The organism is Trinickia camelliae (assembly GCF_053525655.1).
Map to the genome: position 1 here is coordinate 1 of NZ_JBCHAA010000034.1, position 20,327 is coordinate 20,327.

At 66.8% G+C, this 20,327-nt stretch carries 20 protein-coding genes; 14 read left to right on the forward strand and 6 right to left on the reverse strand.

Annotation, left to right across the window (positions count from 1 at the left end):
• The first annotated feature begins 257 nt into the window (after positions 1-257).
• From AAHK20_RS32765 to AAHK20_RS32795, 7 genes are all read left to right on the forward strand, one after another.
• Positions 258-749 (forward strand): (2Fe-2S)-binding protein, encoded by a 492-nt coding sequence (locus AAHK20_RS32765; protein ID WP_449185667.1) that lies wholly within the window; start codon positions 258-260, stop codon positions 747-749.
• Between the two features lie 23 nt (positions 750-772).
• Positions 773-3,160, forward strand: coding sequence for a xanthine dehydrogenase family protein molybdopterin-binding subunit (locus tag AAHK20_RS32770; protein WP_449185668.1), 2,388 nt, complete (start codon positions 773-775; stop codon positions 3,158-3,160).
• 15 nt (positions 3,161-3,175) lie between these two features.
• Positions 3,176-3,976 carry an FAD binding domain-containing protein gene (locus tag AAHK20_RS32775; protein WP_449185669.1) on the forward strand — a complete coding sequence of 267 codons (801 nt, stop codon included), beginning with the start codon at positions 3,176-3,178 and terminating at the stop codon, positions 3,974-3,976.
• Between the two features lie 179 nt (positions 3,977-4,155).
• Complete coding sequence (locus tag AAHK20_RS32780; protein ID WP_449185694.1) at positions 4,156-5,073, forward strand: AAA family ATPase; 918 nt, start codon at positions 4,156-4,158, stop codon at positions 5,071-5,073.
• Between the two features lie 3 nt (positions 5,074-5,076).
• On the forward strand, positions 5,077-6,324 hold the full coding sequence (locus AAHK20_RS32785) for a vWA domain-containing protein (protein ID WP_449185670.1): 1,248 nt from the start codon (positions 5,077-5,079) through the stop codon (positions 6,322-6,324).
• A 40-nt stretch (positions 6,325-6,364) separates the two neighbouring features.
• Entirely contained in the window at positions 6,365-6,967 is a 603-nt protein-coding gene (locus tag AAHK20_RS32790) for an SRPBCC family protein (protein WP_449185671.1), read from the forward strand.
• Positions 6,940-7,962 (forward strand): XdhC family protein, encoded by a 1,023-nt coding sequence (locus AAHK20_RS32795; protein WP_449185672.1) that lies wholly within the window; start codon positions 6,940-6,942, stop codon positions 7,960-7,962. The genes AAHK20_RS32790 and AAHK20_RS32795 overlap by 28 nt, the downstream gene beginning before the upstream one ends.
• A gap of 62 nt (positions 7,963-8,024) precedes the next feature.
• Here AAHK20_RS32795 and AAHK20_RS32800 read toward each other — a convergent pair whose 3' ends face one another.
• The 6 genes from AAHK20_RS32800 to fliE form a co-directional block, all read right to left on the reverse strand.
• Positions 8,025-8,732 (reverse strand): PepSY-associated TM helix domain-containing protein, encoded by a 708-nt coding sequence (locus AAHK20_RS32800; protein WP_449185673.1) that lies wholly within the window; start codon positions 8,730-8,732, stop codon positions 8,025-8,027.
• 153 nt (positions 8,733-8,885) lie between these two features.
• Positions 8,886-9,227, reverse strand: coding sequence for an EscU/YscU/HrcU family type III secretion system export apparatus switch protein (locus AAHK20_RS32805; protein ID WP_449185674.1), 342 nt, complete (start codon positions 9,225-9,227; stop codon positions 8,886-8,888).
• Positions 9,224-10,777, reverse strand: coding sequence for a flagellar hook-length control protein FliK (gene fliK / locus AAHK20_RS32810; protein ID WP_449185675.1), 1,554 nt, complete (start codon positions 10,775-10,777; stop codon positions 9,224-9,226). The genes AAHK20_RS32805 and fliK overlap by 4 nt, the downstream gene beginning before the upstream one ends.
• A 115-nt stretch (positions 10,778-10,892) precedes the next feature.
• The gene (locus AAHK20_RS32815) at positions 10,893-11,222 is read right to left on the reverse strand and encodes a flagellar protein FliT (RefSeq protein WP_449185676.1); all 330 of its coding nucleotides are present in this window, start codon (positions 11,220-11,222) and stop codon (positions 10,893-10,895) included.
• Positions 11,219-11,653 carry a flagellar export chaperone FliS gene (gene fliS, locus AAHK20_RS32820; RefSeq protein ID WP_449185677.1) on the reverse strand — a complete coding sequence of 145 codons (435 nt, stop codon included), beginning with the start codon at positions 11,651-11,653 and terminating at the stop codon, positions 11,219-11,221. The genes AAHK20_RS32815 and fliS overlap by 4 nt, the downstream gene beginning before the upstream one ends.
• 115 nt (positions 11,654-11,768) lie before the next feature.
• A complete protein-coding gene (gene fliE, locus AAHK20_RS32825; RefSeq protein WP_449185678.1) occupies positions 11,769-12,098 on the reverse strand; it encodes a flagellar hook-basal body complex protein FliE in 330 nt (109 codons plus the stop codon).
• 221 nt (positions 12,099-12,319) lie between these two features.
• Here fliE and fliF point away from each other — a divergent pair, with 221 nt between their 5' ends.
• The 7 genes from fliF to fliL all read left to right on the forward strand — a co-directional run bounded on the left by fliF (position 12,320) and on the right by fliL (position 20,269).
• Positions 12,320-14,116, forward strand: a complete 1,797-nt coding sequence (gene fliF, locus AAHK20_RS32830; RefSeq protein WP_449185679.1) for a flagellar basal-body MS-ring/collar protein FliF — start codon at positions 12,320-12,322, stop codon at positions 14,114-14,116.
• On the forward strand, positions 14,113-15,108 hold the full coding sequence (gene fliG / locus AAHK20_RS32835; RefSeq protein ID WP_449185680.1) for a flagellar motor switch protein FliG: 996 nt from the start codon (positions 14,113-14,115) through the stop codon (positions 15,106-15,108). Before fliF ends, fliG begins: the two co-directional genes overlap by 4 nt.
• Complete coding sequence (gene fliH, locus AAHK20_RS32840) at positions 15,095-15,781, forward strand: flagellar assembly protein FliH (protein WP_449185681.1); 687 nt, start codon at positions 15,095-15,097, stop codon at positions 15,779-15,781. The genes fliG and fliH overlap by 14 nt, the downstream gene beginning before the upstream one ends.
• Entirely contained in the window at positions 15,775-17,481 is a 1,707-nt protein-coding gene (gene fliI / locus AAHK20_RS32845) for a flagellar protein export ATPase FliI (protein WP_449185682.1), read from the forward strand. Before fliH ends, fliI begins: the two co-directional genes overlap by 7 nt.
• A gap of 15 nt (positions 17,482-17,496) precedes the next feature.
• The gene (gene fliJ / locus AAHK20_RS32850) at positions 17,497-17,949 is read left to right on the forward strand and encodes a flagellar export protein FliJ (protein WP_449185683.1); all 453 of its coding nucleotides are present in this window, start codon (positions 17,497-17,499) and stop codon (positions 17,947-17,949) included.
• A gap of 75 nt (positions 17,950-18,024) precedes the next feature.
• Positions 18,025-19,515 carry a flagellar hook-length control protein FliK gene (locus tag AAHK20_RS32855; protein WP_449185684.1) on the forward strand — a complete coding sequence of 497 codons (1,491 nt, stop codon included), beginning with the start codon at positions 18,025-18,027 and terminating at the stop codon, positions 19,513-19,515.
• A gap of 250 nt (positions 19,516-19,765) precedes the next feature.
• Entirely contained in the window at positions 19,766-20,269 is a 504-nt protein-coding gene (gene fliL / locus AAHK20_RS32860) for a flagellar basal body-associated protein FliL (RefSeq protein WP_449185685.1), read from the forward strand.
• The last annotated feature ends 58 nt before the right edge of the window (positions 20,270-20,327 follow it).

The window sequence follows — 20,327 nt, forward strand, 5'->3', positions numbered from 1 at the left end:
GTGACCCCGGTCCCGGGGAGGGACGGACTATACGGACCGGCGCGAATTCAAAGTTGCACGACAAAACCCAAGCAAACGACAAACAAGGCACCGCAGGCAAAACAAAACCCCCAACGGCAACGTAACAGCGAAAGCTCCAATCTTGTGCTTTACTTTTCAGTGCAACATTAAAAAAACGCACCAATCGCCGGGCGAGCGGCAGAACGAAGCACCAACGAGTGCAAACGAGTGCCCAACCCCGATAAGGAGACAGTTCCATGGCAATCAGCATCAGTCTGACGGTCAACGGCGCTCCCGTGACCGCCGATGTCGAATCCCACACTCTGCTCGTCCAGTTCATCCGCGATCATCTCCGCCTCACCGGCACCCACGTCGGCTGCGACACCGCCCAGTGCGGCGCCTGCACCGTCCACCTGAACGGCCGCGCCGTCAAAGCCTGCAACATCCTCGCCGTGCAAGCCGAAGGCGCCGAAGTCGTCACCATCGAAGGGCTTTCGAAAGACGGCTCCCTGCACCCGATGCAAGCCGCGTTCCGCGAATGCCACGGTCTTCAGTGCGGCTTCTGTACGCCCGGCATGGTCATGAGCGCCGCCGCCCTCGTCGCCCAGCAACCCGATGCGACCGAAGACGACGTGCGCCGCCAGCTCGACGGCAACCTCTGCCGCTGCACCGGCTATCACAACATCGTCAAGGCCGTCCTCACCGGCGCCGCCGCGATGAAGGAAACCGCAGCCGTTACCGCCAGCTAAGCGCCCAAATAAGGAGCGACGCGATGAACGCACCCGAAGAGCACCGCTTGATCGGCTCGGCCGTCAAGCGCAAAGAGGACTTTCGCTTTCTGACCGGCAACGGCCAATACACCGACGATGTCGTCCTCCCGCAGCAAACCTACGCCGTGTTCGTGCGCTCGCCGCACGCCCACGCCCGCATCAAAAGCGTCGACACGGAAGCCGCCAAGCGCGCCCCCGGGGTCGTCGCCGTGTTCACCGGCGCGGATCTCGCCGCCGAGAACGTCGGCGGCCTGCCGTGCGGCTGGCTCATCCACAGCATCGACGGCTCGCCGATGCACGAGCCGCCCCACCCTGTGATCGCGCACGACAAGGTGCGCCACGTCGGCGATCAGGTCGCGATCGTCATCGCCGAGTCGGTCAAGGAAGCGAAGGATGCCGCCGAGCTGATCGATGTCGACTATGACGTGCTGCCCGCGGTCGTCGATACCGCGCACGCGGCCGATCCAGGCCAAGCCGCAGTCCATGACAGCGTGCCCGGCAACACTTGCTACACCTGGGGCCACGGCGACAAAGCGGCCACCGACGCCGCCTTCGCCCAAGCCGCCCACGTCACGACGCTCGAGATCGTCAACAACCGCCTCGTGCCGAACGCGATCGAGCCGCGCGCCGTCAACGCGAGCTTTTCGAAGCAGGACGACAGCTACACCGTCTACGTCGCGAACCAGAACCCGCACGTCGAGCGGCTGCTGATGGGCGCGTTCGTGCTCGCGCTGCCGGAATCGAAGCTGCGCATCATCGCGCCCGATGTCGGCGGCGGCTTCGGCTCGAAGATCTTTCTGTATGCCGAGGATGTCGCGCTGACGTGGGCGTCGAAGAAGGTGCGCCGCCCGGTCAAATGGACCTGCGAGCGCTCCGAATCCTTCATCTCCGACGCGCACGGCCGCGATCATGTGACGAAAGCCGAACTCGCGCTCGACGCCAACGGCAAGTTCCTCGCGATGCGCGTCCATACGATCGCGAACATGGGCGCGTACCTGTCGACGTTCGCCTCCAGCGTGCCGACGATCCTCTACGCGACGCTGCTCGCCGGCCAGTACACGACGCCCGCGATCTACGCCGAAGTGAAGGCGGTGTTCACGAATACGGTGCCCGTCGATGCCTATCGCGGCGCCGGGCGACCCGAGGCGACGTATGTCGTCGAGCGGATCGTCGAAACGGCCGCGCGCGAGATGAATCTCGATCCGGCCGAGATCCGCCGCCGCAACTTCATCCGCCAGTTCCCGTATGCAACGCCCGTCGGGCTCACCTACGACATCGGCGATTACGAGCCGTGCCTGGACCGCGCGATCGAGCTCGCCGACACAAAGGGCTTCGCCGCGCGCCGCGACGCATCCAAGCAAAACGGCAAGCTGCGCGGCCTCGGCTACTCGTGCTACATCGAGGCGTGCGGCCTCGCGCCGTCGAACATCGCGGGCGCGCTCGGCGCACGCGCGGGTCTCTTCGAAGCGGGCGAAGTGCGCGTGCATCCCACGGGCACCGTGACCGTCTTCACCGGCTCGCATAGCCACGGGCAGGGCCATGAGACGACGTTCGCGCAAGTCGTCGCCGACCGACTCGGCGTGCCGATCGACAACGTCGAGATCGTGCACGGCGACACCGGCCGCATCCCGTTCGGCATGGGCACGTATGGCTCGCGCTCGATCGCGGTGGGCGGCTCGGCGATCATGAAGGCGCTCGACAAGATCGAAGCCAAGGCCAAGCAGATCGCGGCGCATCTGCTCGAAGCGTCGGCCAACGACATCGAGTTCAAGGACGGCATCTTCCGCGTCGCGGGCACCGACCGCACGAAGACCTTCGCCGACGTCTCGCTCGCGGCCTACGTGCCGCACAACTACCCGCTCGACAAGCTCGAACCGGGCCTCGACGAAAACGCGTTCTACGACCCGAGCAACTTCACCTATCCAGCGGGCGCGTACATCTGCGAGGTGGAAGTCGATCCCGAGACGGGCGAGACATCGATCGAACGCTTCACCGCCGTCGACGACTTCGGCAACGTGATCAATCCGATGATCGTCGAAGGCCAAGTGCACGGCGGGCTCGGCCAGGGCATCGGCCAGGCGATGCTCGAGCGCTGCGTCTACGACAACGACACCGGGCAGCTCCTCTCCGGCTCGTACATGGACTACGCGATGCCGCGCGCGTCCGACCTGCCGAACTTCACCGTCGAAACCGCGAAAGGCACGCCGTGCACGCACAATCCGCTCGGTGTGAAGGGCTGCGGCGAAGCGGGCGCGATCGGCTCGCCGCCGGCGGTCATCAACGCGATCCTCGATGCGCTGGGTCCGCTCGGCGTGAAGGATCTGCAGATGCCGGCGTCGCCGCATCGTGTCTGGAGCGCGATCCAGGCCGCACAAAATCCCAAGAGCTAAGCGGAGGAAGCCGACATGTACTCGTATTCATTCGACTATCAGCGCGCCGCCGATCCGAAGTCCGCGGTCGCGGCGCTCTCGGCGAACGGCGACGCGAAGTACCTCGCGGGCGGCCAGAGCCTGTTGCCGACGATGCGCCTGCGCCTCGCGCAGCCCGCGCAATTGATCGACGTGACGCGCATTCCGGAACTCAAGAAGATCGCCGCCGACGGCAAGACGGTGACGGTCGGCGCCGCCGTGTGCCACGCGGACGTCGCCGAAAACGCGGACATTCGCCGCACGCTGCCGGCGCTCGCCGCGCTCGCCGGGCAGATCGGCGATAGACAAGTGCGCGCGCTCGGCACGATCGGCGGCTCGATCGCGAACGACGATCCCGCCGCCGACTATCCGGCCGCGCTGCTCGCGCTAGGTGCGACCGTCGTGACGGACCGCCGCCGCATCGCCGCCGACGATTTCTTCGTCGGCATGTACGAGACGGCGCTCGCGCCCGACGAGCTGATCGTCGCCGTCGAGTTTCCGGTGCCGGAGAAGGCCGCGTACGAGAAGTTTCCGAATCCGGCGTCGCATTTCGCGCTGGTGGGCGTGTTCGTCGCGAAACGCGCCGACGGCGTGCGCGTGGCGGTGACGGGCGCGGCGTCGTCGGTGTTTCGCGCGACGGGGCTCGAGACCGCGCTATCCGCGAACTTCACGGCGGCGGCCGCGCGCGGCGTGACCATCGCACCGGATGATCTCAACACCGATCTGCACGCGAGCGCGGCTTATCGCGCGCATTTGATTCCGGTGCTCACGGGGCGTGCGGTCGAACGGGCGGCTTAACGCGGGCTGCTTGGCTTCTCGTCGAGCGCAGGACGCATGGGTGTTTTCGCTTCGCCCGTCTCTCGGGCGAAGCGTCTTGCTTTCCGGCAAGCCCGCGCCGCTGCGTGTTCGACTGATTGCAGACTACTAAAAGAGCCACGACTCAAGCGATGAACGGCATCCCCAAGCCGACCCAAGCCATGCCGCCCACTTCGATCGACGAAACCCTCGCTCAACTCACGACGCACGGCTACTTCGCGAGCCGCGAACTGGCGACCGCTCTCTTCCTCGCGCTGCGGATGGAGCGGCCGCTGTTTCTCGAAGGCGAGCCGGGCGTCGGCAAGACCGAGCTCGCGAAGGCCGCTGCCGGGATGCTCGGCACGACGATGCTGCGGCTGCAGTGCTACGAAGGACTCGACACGGCGAGCGCGCTCTACGAATGGGACTATCCGCGCCAGATCATGGCGCTGCGCCTCGCGGAAGCCGCAGGCGAGCGACCCGCCAACGACACGCTCTACCGTAGCGAATTCCTGCTGAAGCGCCCTTTGCTCCAAGCGCTGATGCCCGACGAACATCATCCCGGCGCGCAACGCGTGCTGCTGATCGACGAAATCGACCGCGCCGACGAGCCGTTCGAAGCGTTCCTGCTCGAACTGCTGTCGGATTTTCAGGTGACGATCCCCGAGTACGGCACCGTGCGCGCGGATCGCGCACCGCTCGTCGTGATGACGTCGAACCGTACGCGCGAAGTTCACGACGCCCTCAAGCGCCGCTGCCTCTATCAGTGGATCGGCTATCCCGAGCGAGACCGCGAGCTCGCAATCGTCGCGGCGCGCGCGCCCGAAGCAGCCGCGGACTTGCAGCGGCGCGCCGTCGATTTCGTCCATCAGTTGCGCACCATGGATCTGTTCAAGGCGCCCGGCATCGCCGAGACGATCGACTGGTGCCGGGCGCTCGCTGCGCTGTCGGTGACGGAGCTCGATCCGCAGTCGGTGCAGGACACGCTCGGCGTGCTGCTCAAGTATCAGGACGATCTCGCGCGCGTCGATGCGGCGCGAATCGCGCAGTGTCTCGCCGTCGCACCGGGTGGCGGCGCGTCGGCGAGCGCGCCCGAGTAGGCCATGTCGACGATCACACCCGCATCGACAACCGGCGCGCAGCCGATGCTCGCGCGCAACGTCGTGCACTTCGTGCGCCTGTTGCGCGGCGCGGGGCTGCCGATGTCGCCCGCCCACGCGGTCGATGCGCTCACGGCGCTGCGCTGGATCGGCATCGAGCGGCGCGACGACGTGCGCGCGGCGCTCGCGGCGCTGGTCGTCAGCGCGCCCGATGAACGCGAAGTGTTCGACGTCGCGTTCGACCTCTTCTGGCGAGACCCCGACTGGGAAGGCAAGCTGCGCGCGCTGATGCTGCCGAAGGTGAAAAGCGGCATGCCGCCGCCCGTGCGCAACAACCGGCTCGCGGACGCGCTGGCCGCGCGACGCCAGCAGGAGCCGAAGTCAGCGGACGCGCAACCGCCCGAACGCTCGCCGCGCGAACTCGTGGCGCGCGTCACCTTCAGCTCGGAAGAACACCTGCGCCATCGCGATTTCGACACCCTGAGCGCCGACGAATGGCGCACGCTGCGCCATGTGATCCGCGGCCAGCGCGTGTCGCTCGCGACCGAGCCCACGCGCCGCCTCAAAGCCGCCTCGCACGGCACGCACGCGGACCTGCGCGCGAGCGCGCGCCACGCGGTGCGCGCCGGCGGCGACTGGACGGTCTGGAAATACCGTGCCGCCGTGAAGCGCAAGCCGCCGCTCGTCCTGCTGCTCGACATCTCCGGCTCGATGAGCAGCTATTCGCGTGCGGTGCTCTACTTCTGCCATGCGCTGCTGCAATCGCGCGAACGGCTGCAAGTGTTCCTGTTCGGCACGCGGCTCACGAACGCGACGCGCGCGCTGCGCGAGCGCGACCCGGATGTGGCGATCGCGGCGCTCGCGGAACAGGTCGTCGACTGGTCGGGCGGCACGCGCATCGGCGCCGCGCTCGCCGAATTCAACCGCCGCTGGGCACGGCGGGTCCTCGCCGGCCGCGCGACGGTGCTGCTCGTCACCGATGGCCTCGATCACGAAGCGATCGACGTCCTCGACACCGAGATGGCCCGCCTCGCGCGCTTCGCGCATCGCCTCGTGTGGCTCAATCCGCTGCTGCGCTTCGCGGAGTTTTCGCCGAAGGCGCGCGGCGTGCAGGCGATCCTGCCCCATGTGGACGCGCACCGACCGGTTCATAATTTGGAAAGCCTCGCCGCATTCGGCCGGGACTTCGCCCACCTGACGCGCGCGCCTCGCGGCCGCGCGCCGGCTTCATCAACCATGGGATCGGAGTAGGCGCTAAAGCGCCAACTCCGATCGACAAAGGAGCGATGAGATGGAATTGACGGAAAGCTATACGCTGCCCGTGTCGCAACGGCGCACGTGGGAAGCTTTGAACGATACCGCGATCCTGCAGGCATCGATTCCCGGTTGCGAGACCATCGAAGCGGAAGGCGAGAACTCGTACACGCTATCGATGAGCGCATCGGTCGGCCCGGTGAAGGCGCGCTTCAAAGGCCGCATGCTGCTGACCGACATCGACGCCCCACACACCTACACGATCGTCTTTGAAGGACAAGGCGGCACCGCCGGCTTCGGCAAAGGCAGCGCGCACGTGACGCTCGAACCCGAAGGCAACGAATCGACGAAACTGTCGTACACCGCGAGTGCGCAGATCGGCGGCAAGCTTGCGCAGATCGGCTCGCGGCTCGTCGACGGCGCGGCGCGCAAGATCGCTGGCGAGTTCTTCAAGCGCTTTTCGGCGCAGGTGACGGGCGAGCCCGTGGAAGGAGAAGCAACGCTCGCGGCGCCCAATGGCGAGGACGACAGCGATGCCGATGTCGAAAAAACCCGAGTCGAAGGTGAAGAAGAAGCCGGCGAATCGGCTCATACAGGAAAAGGAAGCAAGTCATGGAAAGCGTGGATCTCGAAGTTTTGAAGTCGAGCGCGCGATGGCTCGATGAGGGACATCGTGCGCTATTGGTGACGGTGGTGAAGACGTGGGGCTCGTCGCCGCGCCCCGAGGGCGCGATGCTCGCAGTGCGCGACGACGGGCTCGTGGTGGGCTCGGTATCGGGCGGCTGCATCGAAGACGATTTGATCGATCGTGTGCGCCGGCTCGGCATCGAGCAGCAGCGGCCTGAATCGGTGAAATACGGCATCACGGCCGAAGAGGCGCATCGCTTCGGCTTGCCGTGCGGCGGCACGATCCAGCTCGTGCTGGAGCCGTTGACGAAGGCGAGCGGCATCGCTGAATTGCTGACGGCGGTGCAGGCGGGACAGCTCGTCGCGCGCACGCTCGACATGGAAACCGGCGCCGCACGCCTCGGCCCGGCGCAAGCGACCGACGGCGTCGATTTCGACGAGAAGCGCCTCTTGACGATCCACGGCCCGCGCTACCGGATGCTCGTGATCGGAGCGGGACAGTTGTCGCGGTATCTATGCAACATCGCGGTCGGGCTCGACTATCACGTGACCGTGTGCGACCCGCGCGAGGAATACACCGACGAATGGGACGTGCCCGGCACGACGATCGTGCGCACGATGCCCGACGACACGGTGCTCGACATGAAGCTCGACGAACGCTGCGCGGTGATCGCGCTCACGCACGACCCGAAGCTCGACGACCTCGCGCTGATGGAAGCGTTGAAGACGCCGGCGTTCTACGTCGGCGCGCTGGGGTCGCGCCGCAACAACGCGGCGCGGCGCGAGCGGCTGAAGGAGTTCGATTTGAGCGAGCCGGAGCTGGCGCGGCTGCATGGGCCGGTCGGCATTTATATCGGCAGCCGTACGCCGCCGGAGATCGCGGTATCGATTCTCGCGGAGGTGACGGCGGCGAAGAATGGCGTGTCGCTGCCGATGATTCTGCAAGTGGAAGGGGCGAAGGCCGCGCGGGAGATGGCGGCGGGGGGCGGGTCGGCTTGTGAGGTTTGAGGGGGGGGGCCGCGTCGTGCATAGAGGCACGCGCGCGGCACCGCAAAGCCGAAGGATTCGCGTCAAAAAAGCCCCGCCAGCAACGCCGCCCCCACCGACCCCGCCACCAGCACGACCCCGACCGTGCGCCGCTTGTTCAGCTCGGTCCACAGCAGCACGCCCGTCAGCGACAGCAGGATGATCGCGCCCGCGAGCGTATCGATCAGCAGCACCCAGCCGATGCCAAGACCGGTGCCCTTATGCAGGTTGTTGAGCGTCGCGAAGAACGAGTTCTGCGAGCGCTTGACCGACACAAAGCCGTTGCCCACCCAATACTCGGCCTGAACGCCGTTGCGCGGCCCTGAAATATTGAAGGTCCACGACTCGGGCTGGACCGTGTGGCGATCACCCCAAGCGACCGGATGCGCCGGCTCTTTCTTCACCTTGCCGACTCGGCCGTCGAATTGCAGCTCGCCTTTGAGCCAGTCGGCCAGCGCTTGCGGCGACTGCGGCGCGGGCTGCGGCAGCGCGATCTGCAACTGCTCGACTTGCGGCTTGCCCGGTGAAATCTGCAGCGGCCCGGCGCGGTGATTCAGCAGGAAACCGGTGGTGCCGAACAAGAGCCCAAGCACCGCGCCCCACAGCCCGACCCAGCCATGCACCTTGCGCAGCCATTTGAGAAACGTCGCGCGGCGCGATCGGCGGCGGCGTTCGGCTTGCTGGGCGTCATCGAGAAGGGGATTCGCGCCGCGCGCGGCAGGCTTCAGATCGATCGATTCGGGTGCGTTCAACGGGAGGCTCCATGCGCTCGTCTGCGTTGGCCCCGTGCACGCCGCGACTGCGGGAAAGCCGTAACCAGGCAGACATTACAAATAGAAAGGTTCGCATTGTACAACCACACTCATTAAGTGCGAACGATTCCTATTTGCGCACATGCAGCAGCATCAAAACTTCTCGCCGCTATCCGCATCGACCACCACGTCGGCCACCTCGACAACCTGCCCCGCCGCGCTCTCGTCGGCGCCACTTTCGAGCCGGTAGAGCCAGGCGAGCAATTCGGCGACCGCCTTGTAAAGCTCAGGCGGTATCCGCGAATCGAGATCCACCTGCATCAGCAGCGACACCATCTCCGGCGCCGTATGCACGTAGAGTCCGGCTTCCTGCGCGCGCTGGATGATCATCTCGGCGACGACGCCGTAGCCCTTCGCGATGATGCGCGGCGCCGCATCGCCGTTTTGCGTGTCGTAGACGAGCGCTGCCGCGCTCCTGCGTGGCGCGGGGCTCATGAGCCACCCCATTCGAACGGGTCGTGGAAAAGGCGCTCGAGCGGACTCGTGCTCGCCGGTTTCGCGGGCGCGTCCGGCGCCTTGGACGTGGCGGCGGATTTGTCGATGACTTCGGCGTCGACGACATCGTGGGCGTCGACGCTCGCCGCCGCCGAGCGTGCATACGCAAACGCCGCCGACGCCGCGCTCGGGCCTGCCGCCGGAGTCGTGCCGCCGATCTCGCGAATCGACAGACCGGAGAGTTCGATGCCCGCCGCCTGCAGCCGGCGCCGGAACGCGTCGCCCTCGGCGGCAAGGCGTGTGGCCCCGCCCGGGCTCGCCTGCACGCGCGCGACGAGCCGCGTGCCCGTCAGCGTGAGCTCGGCGTCGACGGTGCCGAGCGTCGGCAGCGCCAGCGTGAGGCGCGTGCGCCACGGTTGCTCGAAGTCGGAGGCGTCGGCGCCGTGGCGGTTCGCGTGCTGCCCGCCGTCGGGCTCGATCGTCCAGTCGAGCTTGGCGCCGGGCCAGACTTCGCCGGTCCAGCGAAACTGGTCGGTCGCGAGCAAGTCGAGCTGCTGGCGCACGAGCGGGATCGTCGCCGGGTGGATCGACGCGGCAATCGAAGCAGGCGCGCTCTGGGCGGCATTGTTCGTCTGCGAAGCGTTGTTGCTTGTCTGCTGAGCGGAAGCGGAGGAAGCCGGCTGGGCGGACTGCGTGCCGCCTGTCGGGTACGCGCCGAACGTGTTCGCCGCGAACGTCATCGGCGCACGCGACGCGGCCGCGTAACCCGGCATCGCCGCGTTATTGGGGGCGCTCGGCGCGGCATTCGCCGCGTTCTGCGCGTTGCGTGCCGCTGCCCCGCTCGGCACCGCCTGCGCGTCCTCTCCGCCGCCGAAGAGCGACGAGAACTGGCCGTCAAGCCATGAACTCAAGGTGGCGTCTTCGGCTTGGGCCGCGCTCGGGCTGCCGCCCCAGGCGAGCGGCAACTGCGCTTCTCCCGCCGCGAGGCGCGTTTGCGGCTCGGCCGCCAGCGAGTCGACCATGCGCAAGCCCGTGAGCCATTGCGAGAGATGCGATTCGTAGAACAGTCCGCTGTCGGACACGGCCTGCGCGAGCGCCGACGCGAGCAGACCGACGGGCACCGTCGATGCGGACAGCGCCGCGCTTTGTGTTTGCTGTGCAGCGGAGGCCGAAGCGGCAGCGCCGCCGTCGCCAGGCGCAGCGGCATCGAGTGCCGCAAACAGCTCGGCGCTCGTCCCCGCCGACACGTTGATCGCAGGCGGCGCAGGCCAGATCGGCGCCTCGCCGACCACCGCGGGCGTCGCCTCGCCGCCGAAGCGCGAGATCGCGTCGAGCGTCAGCGCGACTTCGGACAACACGGTCTGGGCGGAAGCCTGCGCATCGGGAAGCGTGCCGGCGAGGCCGGCCGCGGCGTTGGTCGTATCGACCGCCACCGAGGAAGCGCCGGTCTGCGCGGTCGTCGCGTTGGAAAACGAGCCGACGCCGTTGGTCAGCAGGCTATCGATGCGGTTCGCAAGCACAGACGCGATGGCAGTGTCGATTCCGGTCATGCCGAGTCCTTTCGCGCCGAGAGCTCGTGCTGCTTACGAGGTTGAATTGGGTGTGGGGTGAGGCAGGGTGATGCGTGATTTTGCTTGCGCCAAAAACGCCAAACAACAACGGCGCTCAGCGCGCGCCGTACAGTTCCTTCAACATGCGCGCTGGCCGCTCGGTTGCAAAGAGCGCCGACAAGCGCGCCACGCTCGGGCTCGCCAGATCGCGAATCGCCGCATCGTCGGCGAGAATCTGCCGGATCAGGTCGTACTTGCGCGCGCGCTCGCCGTCGTCGAGCAACACGTTCGACTCGGCATCCTTCAGTCCGTCGACGAGCGTCAGATACTCCTCCTGCAGACCGACCAGATCGTTCCACAGTGCGCGGCGGGCGGCAGTCAGCATCTTGCGCGACACCAGCGCGATCGCTTCGTATCGCGCAAAATATTCTGCGTTCTGATTCATCTATTGCGTTCCGGCGATGGCTGTGCCGCCATCTTCGCGATTTCTGGGGCAATTCCGATCCAGGCTTCCTCGAGCGTCGCGAGCAGCCGGTCGACTTCGACCAGCATCTGTTCGCTTTGCGTCGCGTTGGCCTCGAAAAGCCGGTTGGTCATGTAGTGGTAGAGCGAATCAAGCCGTTCGGCGACTTCGCCCCCCGCCTCCAGATTCAGCGACGCCCGCAAACCGTTGTCGACGATCCGGATCGCCTTGCTGATCGCTTCGCCGCGCGGCCCGATGTTGTTCTGCTGCAAATGCAGCCGCGCCTGCGCGATGGCCTGCCGTGCCCCCTGGTAGAGCATCGCTATCAGGCGGTGCGGATTCGCGCCCATAACCCCGGTCTCGACGCCGACGCGCGCGTACGCGCTCGCTCCAGAGTGTCCTGGGGAATACATCGGCGCGCCTCCTGTGCTCTTCAGTTGATGGCCGGCAGCGCAAAAGCGTGCCTTGTAACGGGGTTATCGGATTGCGCCGCGAAAGCTTTAGGTGCTCTTTGGTGGATTTATGTGCTCAAACCGACATTTGCATGATGTCGTTGTAGGCCGAGACGAGCTTGTTGCGCACCTGCAGTTCGAACTGGAAGCCGATGTTGGCCTTCTGACCGTCGATCACCACATCGTTGAGCGACACGTTCGGCGCGCCCAGTTCGAACGCCTTGGACTCATTGGCGGCCTTGAGCTGGTCGCCGCTGACCTTGTCGAGCGACGCCTTGAGCGCCGCCGAGAACGTGCCGGCCGTGGCGGCGCCATTGCTTTCGCTTTGCGCCTGGGCGCTGTCCGTGGCTTGCGCCGCCAGCGCCTGCAATTGCTGCAGCGCCGAATTTATCGCAGTGACAGTCATCGTTTCTCTCCATCCAGCCCGGATGGGCCAGTGATCAACATAGCAGCGAGCATAGCAGCGGCCGTTTGGCGAAAGCCGTGAAAGTAGGGGGAAAACCCTCCTCTATTCAACCAATGAAGTTGCGGGCCCCTGCGGATAATCCCCTTCGTGAAAGTGTCCGTAAGTGGGCGTCAAAGCGCCTCCCCAACAGGACCTCCCCGCATTCCGGAGAACCCAGACGCATGGATTCGCAGGCCAACTCTTTGATCAACCCCGACACCCGCATGGGCCTGACGGGCGCGCAACCTGCCGCTGCAGGTGCGGGCGCGCTGCCCGGCGGCGTCGGCGCAGCGGACCTCGGCGGCGGCAACGGTTTCGCGCAGCGCCTGTCGACGCTCTCGCAGATGCGCGGCAACCCGCGCGCGCCGCTGATCATCGCGGTCGCGGTGCTCGTGGCCGTCGTCGCCGCGCTCGTGCTCTGGTCGCGCACGCCGGACTACAAGGTGCTTTTCAGCAACCTCTCTGACCGCGACGGCGGCGCGATCATCACCTCGCTCCAGCAGGCCAACATCCCCTACAAGTTCGCCGAAGGCGGCGGCGCGATCCTCGTGCCGTCCGACCAAGTTCACGAAATGCGCCTGCGCCTCGCCGCCCAGGGGCTGCCGAAGGGCGGCTCGGTCGGCTTCGAACTGATGGACAACCAGAAGTTCGGCATCAGCCAGTTCGCCGAGCAGGTCAATTACCAGCGCGCGCTCGAAGGCGAGCTCGAAAAGACCATCGAATCGATCTCGACCGTGCGCGAAGCCCGCGTGCATCTCGCGATTCCGAAGCCGTCCGTGTTCGTGCGCGACAAGGAAGCGCCGTCGGCGTCGGTGCTCGTCAATCTGTATCCGGGCCGCGCGCTCGACGAAGGCCAGGTGATCGCGGTCACGCATATGGTGGCGTCCGCGGTGCCCGACATGCCGGTCAAGAACGTCACGATCGTCGACCAGGACGGCAACCTGCTCACGCAATCGTCGTCGAGCGCCGGCCTCGACCCGACGCAGCTCAAGTACCAGCGCCAGATCGAGCACGACACGCAGCAGCGCATCGACGCGATCCTCGCGCCGCTCTTCGGCGCCGGCAACGCGCACTCGACGGTCAGCGCCGACATCGACTTCTCGAAGAACGAGCAGACCGCCGAGCTGTACGGCCCGAACGCCACCCCGACGCAGAGCTCGATCCGCAGCCAGCAAACGAGCTCGTCGACCGAATCGTCGACCGGCGCCGCGCAAGGCGTGCCGGGCGCGCTGTCGAACACGCCGCCGCAGCCCGCTTCCGCGCCGATCGATGCGCCCGCGAGCGGCGCGGGCGGGAGCTCGTCGACGCCGATCTCCGAGCACAAGGATTCGACGACCAACTACGAGCTCAATAAGACGGTCCGCCACTCCGAAGGCGCGGTCGGCGACATCAAGCGACTGTCGGTGGCGGTGGTCATCAACAACATGCCGATCACCGACGCGAAGGGCCACGTGACGATGCAGCCCGTGCCGGCCGATCTGCTCACCAAGGTCGACCAGCTCGTCAAGGACGCGATGGGCTACGACGCGCAGCGCGGCGACTCGGTCAACGTCGTCAACAGCGCGTTCACCAAGATCGACGACCCGTTCGCGAACATCCCGTGGTGGCGCACGCCCGACATGCTCGCGCTCTACAAGCAGATCGCGACGTGGCTCGGCATCGGCGCGGTGGCGCTGTTCCTCTACTTCGTGATGGTGAAGCCGGCGCTGCGCCGCGCGTTCCCGCCGCCTCCGGCGGCGGCCGAGCCGGGCGCGGCGGCCGTGGCGATCGGCGCGGCAGGCGAGCCGATCCTGCTCGACGGCGTCCCGGCGGAAGGCGCGGACAAGGCCGCCACCGACGACGACGGCGTCAGCGTGAACCTGCTCTCGTTCGAGAACGAGAAGCACAAATTCGAACGGAACCTGGACTACGCGCGCACGATTGCGCGCCAAGACCCGAAGATCGTGGCGACGGTCGTCAAGAATTGGGTGGCTGAATGAATACGGAAGGACTGACCAAAAGCGCGCTCTTGCTGATGTCGATCGGCGAAGAAGAAGCCGCGGAAGTATTCAAATTCCTCGGCCCGCGCGAAGTGCAGAAGATCGGCGCGGCAATGGCCGCGCTCAAGAACGTCACGCGCGATCAGGTCGAGGACGTGCTGCAGGATTTCGTGAAGGAAGCCGAAAAGCACACGGCGCTCTCGCTCGATTCGAGCGACTACATCCGCTCGGTGCTCACGAAGGCGCTCGGCGAGGACAAGGCGGGCGTGCTGATCGACCGCATCCTGCAAGGCAGCGACACGAGCGGCATCGAAGGGCTCAAGTGGATGGATTCGGCGGCGGTCGCCGAGCTCATCAAGAACGAGCACCCGCAGATCATTGCGACGATCCTCGTGCACCTGGACCGCGACCAGGCGTCGGAAATCACCGAATGCTTCACCGAGCGTCTGCGCAACGACGTGCTGCTGCGGATCGCGACGCTCGACGGCATCCAGCCCGCCGCGCTGCGCGAACTCGACGATGTGCTCACGGGCCTCCTCTCCGGCAGCGACAACTTGAAGCGCAGCCCGATGGGCGGCATCCGCACGGCGGCCGAAATCCTCAACTACATGTCGAGCACGTTCGAAGAATCGGTGCTCGAGAACGTCCGCCAGTACGACGCGGACCTCGCGCAGAAGATCATCGACCAGATGTTCGTGTTCGAGAACCTGCTCGACCTGGAAGACCGCGCAATCCAGCTGCTGCTCAAGGAAGTGGAGTCGGAAGCGCTGATCATTTCGCTCAAGGGCGCACCGCCTGCGCTGCGCCAGAAGTTCCTGTCGAACATGTCGCAGCGCGCGGCCGAACTGCTCGCCGAAGACCTCGATTCGCGCGGACCGGTGCGCGTGTCGGAAGTCGAGACGCAGCAGCGCCGCATCCTGCAGATCGTGCGCAACCTCGCCGAGAGCGGTCAGATAGTCCTCGGCGGCAAGGCAGAAGATGCATATGTCTGATACCGGTGGCGGCGGCCCCTCGAAGGAGACACTCTCGGCGTACCAACGCTGGGAGATGGCCTCGTTCGACCCGGCTCCGCCCCCGCCCGACGAGCCGATCGACGAGGGCGCGTTCGAAGCCGAGCTGCAGCGGCTGCGCGATGCCGCGCACGCGCAGGGCGTCGCTTCGGGCCACGTCGCGGGCCAGGCCCTCGGCTATCAGGCGGGCTTCGACCAAGGCTATGCGCAGGGCTTCGAGAAAGGCCGCGCCGAAGCATTGGCCGAGGCCGCCAAGCTCGCCAGCATTGCACAGGCTTTCAAGTCGGCGCTCACGGGCGTCGAAGCGCATCTCGCGGAAAACCTGGTCGAGCTCGCGCTCGACATCGCGCAACAAGCCGTGCGCCATCACGTGACGCACGATCCGGCCGCGCTGCTCGACGCCGCGCGCGAAGTGCTCGCCGCCGAGCCCGCGCTGACGGGCGCGCCGACATTGATCGTGCATCCGGCCGACTTGCCGATCATCGAGGCTTACCTGCAGGAAGAACTGAAGCGCGGCGGCTGGCACGTTCGCACCGATTCGACCGTCGAGCGCGGCGGCTGCCGCGCGCAGGCCGCGAGCGGCGAAGTCGACGCGACGCTCAAGACGCGCTGGGAGCGCGTCGCCGCGGCACTCGGCAAGGTGAACACATGGTGAAGCCGACCGTCGACGAGATCCTCCATAGCGGCCTCTCGCCGCTCGAACAGGAATTGGCGCTCGCTTCGTTCGGCACGCTGCCGGACGGAACGCCGGCCGTGCCGTTGCCGGCCGATCTGATCGCGCCCTCGCTCGACGAGTTTTCGACGCCTCACCTGCATATCGGTTTCGACGATCTGGCGGGATTGGCGGGAGGCGCCACGGCCGGCATCGTCGCGCCGCCCGAGCTGCAGCCGTTCGGCGCTGCGGCGAACGCGCTTGAATTCGGCGCCGACGCACCGCAACCCTCCGCCCCGTCGCAAGCTGCCACCAAGCCCACCGTTTCCCCCGACAACCCCCATCTGAACGCCTGGCGCGCGCGCCTCAACGCCGCGCGCAACCGCAACGCGCTCGCGCGGCCGATGCGCGCGTGCGGCCGCCTCACGCGCGCCGCGGGCCTCGTGCTCGAAGCGGTCGGCCTGCGGCTCTCGGTCGGCGCCGAAGTGATGATCGAGCTGCCCGCGGGCAGCACGCGCACGATGGCCGAAGCCGAAGTGGTCGGCTTCTCGGGCGAGCGCCTGTTCCTGATGCCGACGACCGAAGTCGCCGGTCTCTTGCCCGGCGCGCGCGTCTATCCGCTCGAAAACGCGCCGATCGCCGATCCGCTCGCGGGCGCGAAGCGCCTGCCGGTGGGCTGGGAGATGCTGGGCCGCGTCGTCGATGCGTCGGGCCGTCAGCTCGACGGGCTGGGCCCGCTCGGCCATGCGAGCGATGCGCCTTTGTCGGCGCCGTCGATCAACCCGCTCAACCGCGAGCCGATCCACAAAGTGCTCGATGTCGGCGTGCGCGCGATCAACGCGCTGCTCACAGTCGGACGCGGTCAGCGCATGGGCCTGTTCGCGGGCTCGGGCGTCGGCAAATCGGTGCTGCTCGGCACGATGGCGCGCTACACGAGCGCCGAAGTGATCGTGATCGGCCTGATCGGCGAACGGGGCCGCGAAGTGAAGGAGTTCATCGAGCAGATCCTCGGGGAAGACGGTCTGGCGCGCTCGGTAGTCGTCGCCGCCCCCGCCGACGTCTCGCCGCTCCTGCGCATGCAGGGTGCCGCCTACGCGACCACGCTCGCCGAATTTTTCCGCGACCAGGGCAAGCACGTGCTGCTGCTCATGGATTCGCTCACGCGCTACGCGATGGCGCAGCGCGAGATCGCGCTCGCGATCGGCGAGCCGCCCGCGACGAAGGGCTATCCGCCCTCGGTGTTCGCGAAGCTGCCCGCGCTCGTCGAGCGCACCGGCAACGGGCCGGAAGGCGGCGGCTCGATCACCGCGTTCTACACCGTGCTCACCGAAGGCGACGACCAGCAAGACCCGATCGCCGATTCGGCGCGCGCGATTCTCGACGGCCATATCGTGCTGTCGCGCGTGCTCGCGGAAGCCGGCCACTATCCGGCGATCGACATCGAAGCGTCGATCAGCCGCGCGATGACCTCGCTGATCGGCGACCGCCACCTCGACCGGGTGCGGCTCTTCAAACAGATGCTGTCGCGCTACCAGCGCAACCGCGACCTCATCAACGTCGGCGCCTATTCCAGCGGGCGCGACGCGTTGCTCGACCGTGCGATCGCGCTGTATCCGCGCATCGAGGCGTTCCTGCAACAGCATTTCCGCGAATGCGCTGAGTTCGAGCCGAGCGTGACCGCGCTCGACGCGTTATTGCAATAGGGAGGCTGACTGCCTATGTCCAAGCACTTTCCGATTCAAACGCTGATCGATCTGGCACAGGACGATCTCGATGTCGCGACCAAGCATCTGGGCCGCGTGCAGCGCGAGCGCACGGACGTCGAAACGCAGCTCAACGCACTCGTGCAATACCGGGACGAGTACCACGCGCGCTTCACGCAGACCGCGCAAACGGGCATGCCCGCGGGCAACTGGCGGAACTTCCAGGCGTTCATCGACACGCTCGACGCCGCGATCGACCAGCAGCGCCGCCTGCTCGCCAGCGCCACCGCGCGCGTCGAGGCGGCGAAGCCCGAATGGCAGCAGCAAAAGCGCAAGCTCGGCTCATACGAAATCCTGCAGGCGCGCGGCGAAGCCGCGCAGGCGCTGAAGGCCTCGCGAATCGAACAGCGCGAATCCGACGAGCATGCGGCGAAGGTGCTGCGCATGCGCGCGGACAGCGTCGAGTGACGCGCTTCAAGCGCACGCAACAGACACGAATGTATTTAGACGCCCCACCCTCTGACCGCCCCTGAGAGGCCACGCATGACGTCTCCGCTCTCCTTCCTTAGCTCGCTGTTCGGCGCGACTGGCACGTCGACCGACGCATCGAGCGCATCCGCATCGCAACCGTCGCAATCGTCGACGCCGTTCTCGCAGACGCTCGCCCAGGCGCAGCAGCAACAGTCCTCGACTAGCGGCGCATCGAACACGGCGCAAAGCGCGAGCCAAGCGGCGAACAGCTCGACGGCCAACAACTCGAATGGCGCGAACAACGCCAACTCGAACGTGGCGAACGCCCCGAACAACAACGCATCGCAGGCGCAGTCGCAGCAAGCGTCGGCAAACGGCAGCAGCACGAGCGCGACGAGCAGCGCCAGCGGCACCGGATCGACTGGCACGACCAGCAAGACGAGCAATTCGAATTCGAACGCCGACGCCAACGCGAACGCAGCGAATGCGACCGGCAACGCCGCGGCGCAGGCGGCTGCGGCCGCCGCAGCCGTGCAGGCGCAACTGCAAGCCCAGGCGAACGCCGCCGACCCGAACGCCGCCGCAACGGCAACGGACGCCGCGACTGACAGCCTGTCCGCAACCGGCGTAAGCGGCACGACGTCAGCGGGCACCCCCGATTCGACCAAGGCCAAGACGCTGCAACAAGCGCTGGAGGCCGCGCTCGCCCAGGTGACGGGCGCAGCGAACGCGCCCGCACCCGCTGCCGGGGCGCTGGGCAAATCGGCCGCAACGACCGCCTCGAACACGACGACCAGCTTGAACACGGCGCTCGCGCCGAAGACTCTGGCGAACGCGGCAACCTTGGCGCAGGGCAAATTCGGCGCCTCCGGCACGGCGGCGCACGCGAGCGCGCAGATCGCGGCCGAAACGCCGACGTCGATCGTCGATTCGCTGGCGGCGAACAGCTTGTCGGGCAGCGGCGCACAGGATGCGACGACGACGCTGCAAGCAACGGCCAATCAAACGAACGCGGCGCTTGCCACGCAACAGGCTGCTCAAGCGGCGCAGGCGGCGTCGGTGACGCCGAACGCATCGGCACTGACCGCCAGCGCGCAGGCGGGCGCCTCGGCGGCGGCATCGCTGTCGCCGCAAGTCGGCACGCCCGACTGGGAAGACGCGTTGAGCCAGAAGGTGGTGTTCCTGTCGAACGCGCACCAGCAGACGGCGGAGCTGACGCTGAACCCGCCCGATCTGGGCCCGCTGCAAGTGGTGCTGCAAGTCGCCGACAACCACGCTCACGCGCTATTCGTCTCGCAGCACACGCAGGTCCTCGACGCCGTGCAGGCGGCGCTGCCGAAGCTGCGCGAAGCGATGGAACAGAACGGCATCGGCCTGGGCAGCGCGAGCGTGAGCAACGGCTTCGCGGGCCAGGCGCAGCAGCAGGCATTCCAGCAGCAGGGCTCCGGCGGCACGAGCCGGGGAAGCGGCGGCGGCTCGAGCGACGCGGACGCCCTGATCGGCGCAACGCAAGCAACGGGCACCGTACAGCGCACGGTGGGACTGGTGGACACGTTCGTCTGACGCCGCCGGGCATCCACGGGCGAAGGCGCATCCGCTCAGGACGCGCCTTCGTTGCTTTTGGCGAACTCTATAACGCCAACCCAAGCAAAACGCCGAAACGAGAGATTCGGTAAGCACACGCGTCATGCAGACAAAGAAGAAACCATTCAGCAAACGCATGAGATAACCCAAAATCCCCCTTCTTTTCGGCCTATCGCCAAGGCCGTCCATCCCGAACAATGCAGACTACGGAATAAAAGCAGGCAAACCCATGGCAACGACGACCGCAGCACAGCAGCAACAGGCCGCCGCACCGGCACCGGGCAAGATGAAGCGCATCATCGTGATCGCGATCATTGCGATCATCGCCGCCTTAGGCGCCGCCGCCGGCATGTACTTCTTCCTGCTCAAAGACGGCGTGCCGCACGCGTCGGAATCGAAGCCCGCGCCGCCGCCCGCGCCGATCTTCTTCGCGCTCGAACCGATGACGGTGAACCTCCAGTCCGACGACGGCAACATGCACTACCTGCGCGTCGGCCTGTCGCTGAAGCTCACCGACCCGAAGGTCCAGGAGCAGCTCACGCAGCACATGCCGGAAATCCGCAGCCGCATCCTGCTCGCGCTGTCGAACAAGAAGCCTGACGACCTCTCGACGCTCGACGGCAAGCACGCGCTCGCCAGCGAGCTGAAGGCGCTCGTCGAGAAGCCGACCGATGCGGGCGGCGAGCCGGCGCACGTGCAAGACGTGCTGTTCACCGAATTCGTAGTCCAGTGACGCGGCCGCGCATTCACCCGGCGCCGCTTCAATCCGTTATCCGATAGCCACGACGCAC